This is a genomic window from uncultured Caballeronia sp., from assembly GCF_964243625.1.
Taxonomy (GTDB): domain Bacteria; phylum Pseudomonadota; class Gammaproteobacteria; order Burkholderiales; family Burkholderiaceae; genus Caballeronia.
In genome coordinates this window covers 1-8,002 of the sequence record NZ_CAXTGZ010000270.1, presented here as the reverse complement: position 1 = coordinate 8,002, position 8,002 = coordinate 1, and the positions used below count along the sequence as shown (strand labels likewise).

The following is an 8,002-nucleotide window of genomic DNA, read 5'->3' as shown; positions in this document are numbered from 1 at the left end:
AACGAATTGATGGAAACGTACTTGGCGAAAAACCGTTCGAGCACCGCTCCGAAAAGGAACGCGCTGTTCCCGATGAACTCGGCCTCGCGCACCTCGACGGTGACCCCCAGCCCCCGCGCGAACGCGATCGGCCCCGGCGTCAGCACGCGGCGGATGATCGGCTTGCTCGTGACGGACACGAGACCGTTGAGCATCTTGCGCAAGGTGGCGGTGACCTGCGGATTGTCGGGCCGCTCTGCGTAGAGCCGCAGGATCTCGCGCAGGGCGGAGGCACCTTCTTCGGCGTTGGTGTCCACGAGGGTCAGGTAGTTCAGCGACAGATGGCTCAAAAGCCGCCATGCAACCGGACCCTCTGCATATGACGGCAAAGGCCGGCTTGGACCGCCTATGCAACGCGCGCTGAGCACGGGCACTTCGAGATCGACGGTAAAGTCGGTCGCCGAATCGCCGAGCGGCATGGTCAGTGCCAAGTCGCGGTTGGTGCATAACACGCTCAGGCCGAGTTGATGGAGCTCGCCGGGATACGGCGCGTCGGTTGTATCGACAAGCGCGATGAAGGTCTCGCTGCCAAGATAGTTGGAGCGCACGCCGCGTTCATTTTGTCGCGATGACGCCAGGCGTTTCTCGCGGCGTACCTGATAGAAAGCACCATTACCCGAGTCGGGAATGCCCATGTCGCGCGCACGGTAAAACGGCTGGAACGGCAATTCAGAGCCTCCGCCCGCGCGATATCCGTTCACGCTCTGAATCTGGTACACCTCGAAGTCCATCGGGCGCGTGCGGTCCACCACCACATGGTGCTCGAACTGCTCGCCAGTCACCGCAATGCGATCGGTGCGGCGCGGAAACAGGTTGATGCACGGCGTGCAGTGCAGCGCGAAATGCGACCTGTCGACAAGTTGTTCGAGTGTCAGATCGGCACGCGAGAGCAAGACGATCAACTCGATCTCATCGCCGCCGCAACGGGCCATGTGCGGCTTGAGTCCATCGATGGAAACGAACATGAAGCGTTGTGCAAACGCGAAATACTCTTGCAGCAAGCGATATCCGGGGAACGACTGGCTGCTGACGGGGAGCAGGGCTTCTTCGTCGGAGAAACCAAGGGGACGAATAGACGAAGCTGGCAACAGCTTGCCTTCGACAACCACGCCGAGCGTCGAGCCAAGCAGCAATTCGTATAAACGCGCCGGCAATCCCTCACCGCCGCGCAAATGAAGCGGGAGGTGATCAAGCGAGATATCGCTGATCTTCTGGTTGTTCAGCGCGCGCAGACGCAGCCGCAGGCCAGCCTTCACGCCGCGCGGCAGCGGCATGTCCACGCCTGCAAGCGTGCCGGTATGTGTGAACAAGCGCGCTTCGACCAGCTCGATTGGCGACATCGTCATTGCATGCGCAGTCCGGAATTCGCAACGCGTGGAACTGTCGCCGTCGAGCCGTCCATGCAAGGCCGTACCGCGCGGAACCAGGACGCCCTCGGCGAGCGACGGATGCGTCATGTCCGGTTGAATCTCCACGATTGCCATGGCCGGCGTCGGCGCGAGATAGTGCGGATAGACAAGCTCTGCAAGATGCTGCGTGAAGCGTGGAAACTCGGCGTCGATCTTCATCTGCACGCGCGCCGAGAGGAAGCTGAAGCCTTCCAGAAGGCGCTCGACGTAAGGATCGGCGCATTCGAAACTTTCGAGCCCGAGCCGTCCTGCGACCTTCGGGAACTCCTTCGCGAACTCCCCGCCCATCTCGCGGACGTGCTGAAGCTCCTGGCTGTAATACTCGATCAGTTTTGGGTTCATGGTCAGGGTGGGTTATGTCGCGAGTTTCAATACGCGCCGGCTTGCTCGGATAAGTTGACCGTCCCGGCTTCGAGGTCGAGTTCGGTACGCAAATAAAGACGTTCGGGGACAGGGTGCGCATGCAGATCCCCCTCCACGATGAACGCTATGGCGTTGTGCTGGCCCGTCGTCTCACCTGACTGCACGGCACGCACGCGCAGCGTGCCGGGGAGAATTCGCGGCTCGAACGCACGGATGGTGTCGGCCATCAGACGCTCGATCTGCACAATGTCCACATTCGACGCACTCTTTCCCGCAAGGTCGGAGAATCCGAAATTGAGCACTGAATCCGCGACATGCGGAAACCGTTCAATGCCCTGCGACGCAGAAATCCCTTGCGCATTCAGGAGCCATCCGAGATCGCGCATCAGGCTCTGCCGCAACGCCCGCGCAGAACTCGCGCGTTGCTCACGTACCTCGCGGGTCGCATCGCGGTCGTGATCGGTCAGGCGTTCGAGCAGCGAGGGCTGGATGCGCCCTGCGTTGCGCGCGATCGTCGGCGGCTTCGTCACGATCACGCTTCCGCGTTAGCGGGGATGTTCCACTTGCTTTCGACCACGCCGCCGAGTGCCGAGCCGGACGTCGGATCTTGCTGCTGGTAGCTCACGTGGAATTTTTCGAAGTTGAGCGTGACGGTCTCGGTGAACCGGTCTTCGCCGTCCGAGCCACCCGTCGAATAGTTGGTGACGAGCACTTTTTCCAGTTCGATGATGTAGTACTCGAGCGGCTTGGTTCCGCCGGCCTTGCGCACGGTCAGCTTGCCGGTCGGATAGTGCTTGCCGGTCGTGCAAGCGGTGACAATGGAAGGCGTCGAGCGGTCGGTATATTTGGTGACCGACAGGTCGTGGACCGCAACCTTGCCGCCGCCACCGCCGGTCCCGAGGTGCATGGTCCCGGACTGGCTCAGGCCCCAGCTCCACGAGAGAATATCGATCTCGTCCTTATGCACCGAATCCAGCGATTCGCCCTTGACTGTACCGAGATCCAAGAAAATATCGACTGCCATGATTTGTGATCCTAAATAGATGATTGCGATTAAACAAACGTTCGGGCCAAGCCCGGTGACTAAAAAGAGTTACGCGGCTTTTGCTGAAGGCAGCTTCGACACCAGACGCAACGAAACCGTCAGACCTTCGAGTTGGTAATGCGGACGCAGGAAGAACTTCGATGTGTAGTAGCCCGGGTTGCCTTCGACCTCTTCCACTACCACTTCGGCTGCAGCGAGCGGCCTGCGTGCCTTCGTCAACTCCGACGAATTCTCGGGGTCTCCATCCACGTATTGAAGGATCCAGTCCTGCAGCCAGCGCTGCATATCGTCCTTCTCCTTGAAGCTGCCCACCTTGTCGCGGGCAATACATTTCAGGTAATGCGCAAAGCGGCTGCAAGCGAACAGGTACGGCAAGCGCGCTGCGAGATTCGCGTTGGCGGTTGCATCCGGATCTTCGTATTCGACCGGCTTGTTCAGCGATTGCGCTCCAATGAACGCAGCAAAATCCGAGTTCTTCTTGTGCACGAGCGGCATGAAACCGTTTTTCGCGAGTTCCGCCTCACGACGATCGCTGATCGCGATCTCCGTCGGGCATTTCATGTCGACGCCGCCGTCATCGGTGGGAAATGCATGAACCGGCAGGTTCTCCACCGCGCCGCCCGACTCGATACCGCGGATTCGCGAGCACCAGCCATACGTCTTGAACGAGCGGTTGATGTTCACCGCCATTGCGTAGGCCGCGTTTGCCCATGCGTATTTCGATGCATCCGCGCCGGCCGTGTCTTCTTCGAAGTCGAACTCCTCGACTGGACTCGTCTTCGCGCCATAAGGCGTGCGCGCAAGGAAGCGCGGCATCGCGAGACCGATGTAGCGCGAATCATCCGAGTCACGCAGCGAACGCCATGCGGCGTGTTCCGGCGTCTGGAAAATCTTGGTCAGGTCGCGTGGGTTGGCAAGCTCCTGCCACGAGTCCATCAGCATCACGGCAGGATCGGCGCCTGCGATAAACGGTGCGTGCGCGGCCGCTGAAATCTTGCCCATCTGCGTCAGGAAATCGACGTCCGGACCACTGTTGTCGAAATAGTAGTCTGCTACCAGTGCGCCGTAAGGTTCGCCGCCGAACTGGCCGTATTCTTCTTCATAGAGCTTCTTGAAGAGCGGGCTTTGATCCCACGCGACGCCCTTGTATTTACGCAACGAGCGATGCAAATCGTTCTTCGAGATATTGAGCACGCGCAGCTTCAGCGTCTCATCGCTTTCCGTGTTGGTCACAAGATAATGCAGGCCGCGCCACGCGCTTTCCAGTTGCTGGAATTGCTCGGTGTGCAGGATCACGTTCACTTGGGCGCTGAGCTTTTCATCGATCTTCGCAATCAGCGATTCAATGGTCGCAAGCGCGTCGTCGGAGACAAGATGCGTGTCTTGCAGCACCTGTTCCGCGAGCGTGCGTACCGCGCTTTCCACGGCTTCCTTGGCTTTGTCGGTGCGTGGCTTGAACGCCTTCTGCAAGAGACGTCCGAACTCGCCGGATGCATCCGTTTCAGTCGCCTGTGCTTCCTGCGTGCTGCTCGTTTGCTGCTGCATGTTGTCGCTGGCATCTGCCATGATTGTTCCTCTTGGCTTGCTGGTTGATAGGATTCAGGCGTGCAGGATCACGCTTGCGGCTTGGGTGCGGAAGCCAGCGCGCTGAGCAGGGCTGGATCTTCCAGCAGCTTGCCGACCAGCTTCTCCGCGTCGGCCTTGCCGTCCATGTAGGTCAACAGGTTCTGCAACTGGCTGCGTGCTTCGAGCAACTTCGCTAGCGGCTCGACCTTGCGTGCAATCGCCGCCGGGGAGAAGTCGTCCATGCTTTCAAACGTCATGTCCACGCCCATCTTGCCGTTTCCCGTCAGCGTGTTCTCGACCTGCATGGCAACGCGTGGCTTCATGGAGCGCAGGCGTTCGTCGAAGTTATCGATGTCGATTTCGAGGAACTTGCGATCCGCCACCGGCTGCAGCGATTCTTCAGGCGTTCCCGAGAGATCCGATAACACGCCCATGACGAAGGGCAGATTCACCTTCTTTTCCGAGCCGTAAACCTCGACGTCGTACTCGATCTGCACGCGCGGCGCACGATTGCGTGCGATGAATTTCTGACTGCTTTCCTTGGCCATCTTCCTGTTCTCCGGTGAATGAATCGAACGAGCTATTCGGGTGCCGACATGCCGGCCGTTCCAACTACGCTGGTCAGTTGAGCCAGCCCTTCGGGTGCAAGGTCTTTCAGCAAGTCGACGAACGACTTGTCGACAAGTCCACGTGCGCGATGCAATAACAGCGGCACTGGACTCGAGGGTTCGTGGCGTGCGTAGTAGTCGCAAAGCCGGTCTAGGGTCGCGATGACGTCGGCGCGGGTGGCGAGCGGGTTCTTTGCCGGCGCAGAGGTGTCGGTTATGACCGATGCTTGCGTGTTTTCGAGCGCGTCCGGTTCCGGTGTTTTGTCGACGCCCAGTTTTTTCAGGCAATCGCCAATGAGCGTTTCACCTCTTCGCAACGGCGTCTTCAACGCAGCGAGGTCCAGCGCTTGCGCCATGCCGACGCGTTCCGTCAGCACGACCTCAATCCGTTCCGCGTACGCCAACGCCGCGCTGAATGCAGCTTTCAGCGATACCGCGCGATGGACCGAGGCTGCTATCGCCGCTTCGATTTCCGCAAGGCTCATCACGGTGCGGGCGGCTGGCAGGGGCATATCGCCGTTGGCATAGAACCATTCGCGCAACGTGAGCGGCACCGTTTGCGATGGAAGCTGCGGCAACAATGGCGTATCGAGCAGTTGTCCAAGCACGCCCGATGTATCCACAAAAGCGGCGAGCGCATTGATGCGTGCCGTCGGGTCGCTGCCGTCGTTCGTGTCGAGTTGCGGATGTACGTCATTCCAATGACGTTCCAGCAGGCCATCCGCGAGCGCGAGTCCATCGGTAAATCCAGCGACACCTTCAATGGCGAGACGCGCCCGCGACAGGAACGCAACCACTCTCAAGTCGCGGCTGCGCGACATCAACTCGACGCACAACGTATTTGCTGCACTCCAGTCGGGCGGCACGGCCGCGACCACGGTCTTGCCATACTCCGCTTCAGGCTTTCCGTTGACCGCTTCTTCCAGCAACCGGAACGATGGGTCGTATTCAAGATCCGCGCCGCAGGCAAGTTCTGCGGAGACGTCTTCGAGCCAGGCGGCCCACTCGATATGCGTGATGAATTCAGGTGTCATGTCGGAACTTCAGAACAGCTCGGTTAGGTAACTTATTCAAGCGTCAATCAACACGTCTCTTACCTAACAAAACATCTTGAAGCGTGGTTTATTCCGAATTTTTTTGCAGGCCGCACATCGAAAATGTTTCTGAATGAAACAGGGGTTCCTGCCGGAGGTCAAAGCAGGTATTTCCGCGCGATGCGGTATCAAACAGCTTTGGCAATTGGCAATGAACATCGGATACCTAACCAATTGATGCAAAAAAAAGCGCGCTTCAAAATCACGCGCACTTTAGATGACCGCAATCTGCTCATTGAGGCGCTGCTTACTGCCCGTCCGCATCGAACTCCGCCTGAATCGCGACATGTACGTCGTCGCCCACAGCCGGATACCATGTCGATAACCCGAATTGAGCGCGGCTGAAGTGACCATCGGCGGAGAAACCGAGGGTTTCCTTTTTCGTCAGCGGGTCTTTGGCATGACCGTTGAACGTGACCGCCAGCGTCACTGGCCGCGTCGTGCCACGAATGGTGAGGTCGCCGGTCAGCTCGCCCTTTTGATCCCCCGTGCGCTTGAACTGCGTACTGACGAAGTGGATGGTCGGGTACGTATCCACGTTCAGCACGTCGTTGCCCTTGATCATCTTGTTAAGAATGGGGACATTTGTGTCCAGGCTGTCTGCATCGATAGTCGCCTCCACCGTGCTTTGTTCCATACCGCCCGCGCTCCAGTTCAGTTGCGCATCGACTTTATCGAAGCGCATCACAAAGCGCGAATACTTGAAGTGGTCCACGTCAAAGCTGACGTTCCAGTGATGCTCGTCGAGCTTGTAGCGCCCCGCTGGAACGCTGGTTTCATTCGGCGACACGGAATGCGTCACCACGCTGAGCGCCGTACAAGCGGGCAACGAGAGCAATCCCGCCACCAGCAGTCCCGCGCGAATTGTGTGAAAGCTCGATAAGAATCTGGACTGCATCATGGTCGTCCTTGTCATGCTACTTGTAGAAAGCGTAGTTCGCGATATACGGAGAACTGCCCGTCTGGTGTTCCGCTGTACACGCGGCCGCGGGCATCAGACCGCCGACGGTATTGATGCGTTGAACATAGCGGATATTGGACAGCGTACCGCTCGCGCCCGCGCTGTGTGTTTCCAGCAGCAACTGCGGGATGCTTTCAGCGGTTGCGCTGGGCGTTTGCGCAAGCACGTGGCCGACTATACGGCTGCCATCGTCGGCTTGCCATGACGGTCCGGCCGCATGCTTGATCACGGCTTGCCCGCTGGTATCGTAAAGCGTTGCAAGCGGACTCTTGAATACCCACGCCAGGTGATGCTGCGCATCGTATTCGCATGAATAGACCTGTACGCCGGAAGCGGTCGTGGACATGACCTGTTCCGCTTGCGGCGGGTCGATGGATGCCGCGGCGAATGCGCTAGAACACGTCGCGATCGCCGACACAAACAACGCGGCTGTACGAATGGAACGACTGGACAGAATTGACATGACATCCCCGCTTGAATGCTTCGACAATGCCGCGCCGGCAGGCACCGGCGTTCCGGTTGCAACAAGACGACGGAGGGAAATGAGCAAGTTGGACATGGGTGGAGCCCGTAAGTGTGGATTAGTTGCAGCCGTTACCGTCTGGTTTCTCCTGGCTGCTTTCGACACAACACCTCAATGTCCAGATCTATTCCATCGGTAGATCAAAGCGCTCAGCCGCCGAAAAGTCCCTGTAAGGACCCTGTCGGCGGCTGGGCGCTGATTATTCAACGAATGGAGCGGAAGGCTTATTCCCTCGCTTTTTTTAGCCCTCGCGAAAGATGAAGCTGTAAGCGTTGAGCGCCGGTACGCCGCCCAGATGCGCATAAAGTACCTTCGATCCCGCCGGAAATTCCCCGCGTTTTACCTTGTCGATCATGCCGTGCATCGCAAACGGCGACGAGCAGTCCATGCGGAT

General features: G+C 58.8%; 8 protein-coding genes. All 8 read right to left on the bottom strand.

Translation table 11 applies throughout. The features are described 5' to 3' along the window. Positions 1-1,790: type VI secretion system baseplate subunit TssF (tssF, locus tag ACFFAR_RS18465; protein WP_375508235.1), on the bottom strand; the 1,790-nt coding region annotated here is incomplete at its 3' end. A 26-nt stretch (positions 1,791-1,816) separates the two neighbouring features. After that, the gene (gene tssE / locus ACFFAR_RS18460; RefSeq protein WP_375508234.1) at positions 1,817-2,341 is read right to left on the bottom strand and encodes a type VI secretion system baseplate subunit TssE; all 525 of its coding nucleotides are present in this window, start codon (positions 2,339-2,341) and stop codon (positions 1,817-1,819) included. Between the two features lie 2 nt (positions 2,342-2,343). Beyond that, positions 2,344-2,835, bottom strand: coding sequence for a type VI secretion system tube protein Hcp (locus tag ACFFAR_RS18455; protein WP_062001343.1), 492 nt, complete (start codon positions 2,833-2,835; stop codon positions 2,344-2,346). Positions 2,836-2,904: 69 nt separating this feature from the next. Continuing rightward, the gene (gene tssC, locus ACFFAR_RS18450; protein ID WP_375508236.1) at positions 2,905-4,401 is read right to left on the bottom strand and encodes a type VI secretion system contractile sheath large subunit; all 1,497 of its coding nucleotides are present in this window, start codon (positions 4,399-4,401) and stop codon (positions 2,905-2,907) included. Positions 4,402-4,469: 68 nt separating this feature from the next. Further along, entirely contained in the window at positions 4,470-4,970 is a 501-nt protein-coding gene (gene tssB / locus ACFFAR_RS18445) for a type VI secretion system contractile sheath small subunit (protein WP_174365368.1), read from the bottom strand. 32 nt (positions 4,971-5,002) lie between these two features. Beyond that, positions 5,003-6,064, bottom strand: coding sequence for a type VI secretion system protein TssA (gene tssA / locus ACFFAR_RS18440; RefSeq protein ID WP_375508233.1), 1,062 nt, complete (start codon positions 6,062-6,064; stop codon positions 5,003-5,005). Between the two features lie 307 nt (positions 6,065-6,371). Then, positions 6,372-7,022, bottom strand: a complete 651-nt coding sequence (locus ACFFAR_RS18435) for a YceI family protein (RefSeq protein WP_174363382.1) — start codon at positions 7,020-7,022, stop codon at positions 6,372-6,374. A gap of 19 nt (positions 7,023-7,041) precedes the next feature. Next, complete coding sequence (locus ACFFAR_RS18430) at positions 7,042-7,503, bottom strand: DUF3455 domain-containing protein (protein WP_373408607.1); 462 nt, start codon at positions 7,501-7,503, stop codon at positions 7,042-7,044. Between the last annotated feature and the right edge of the window lie 499 nt (positions 7,504-8,002).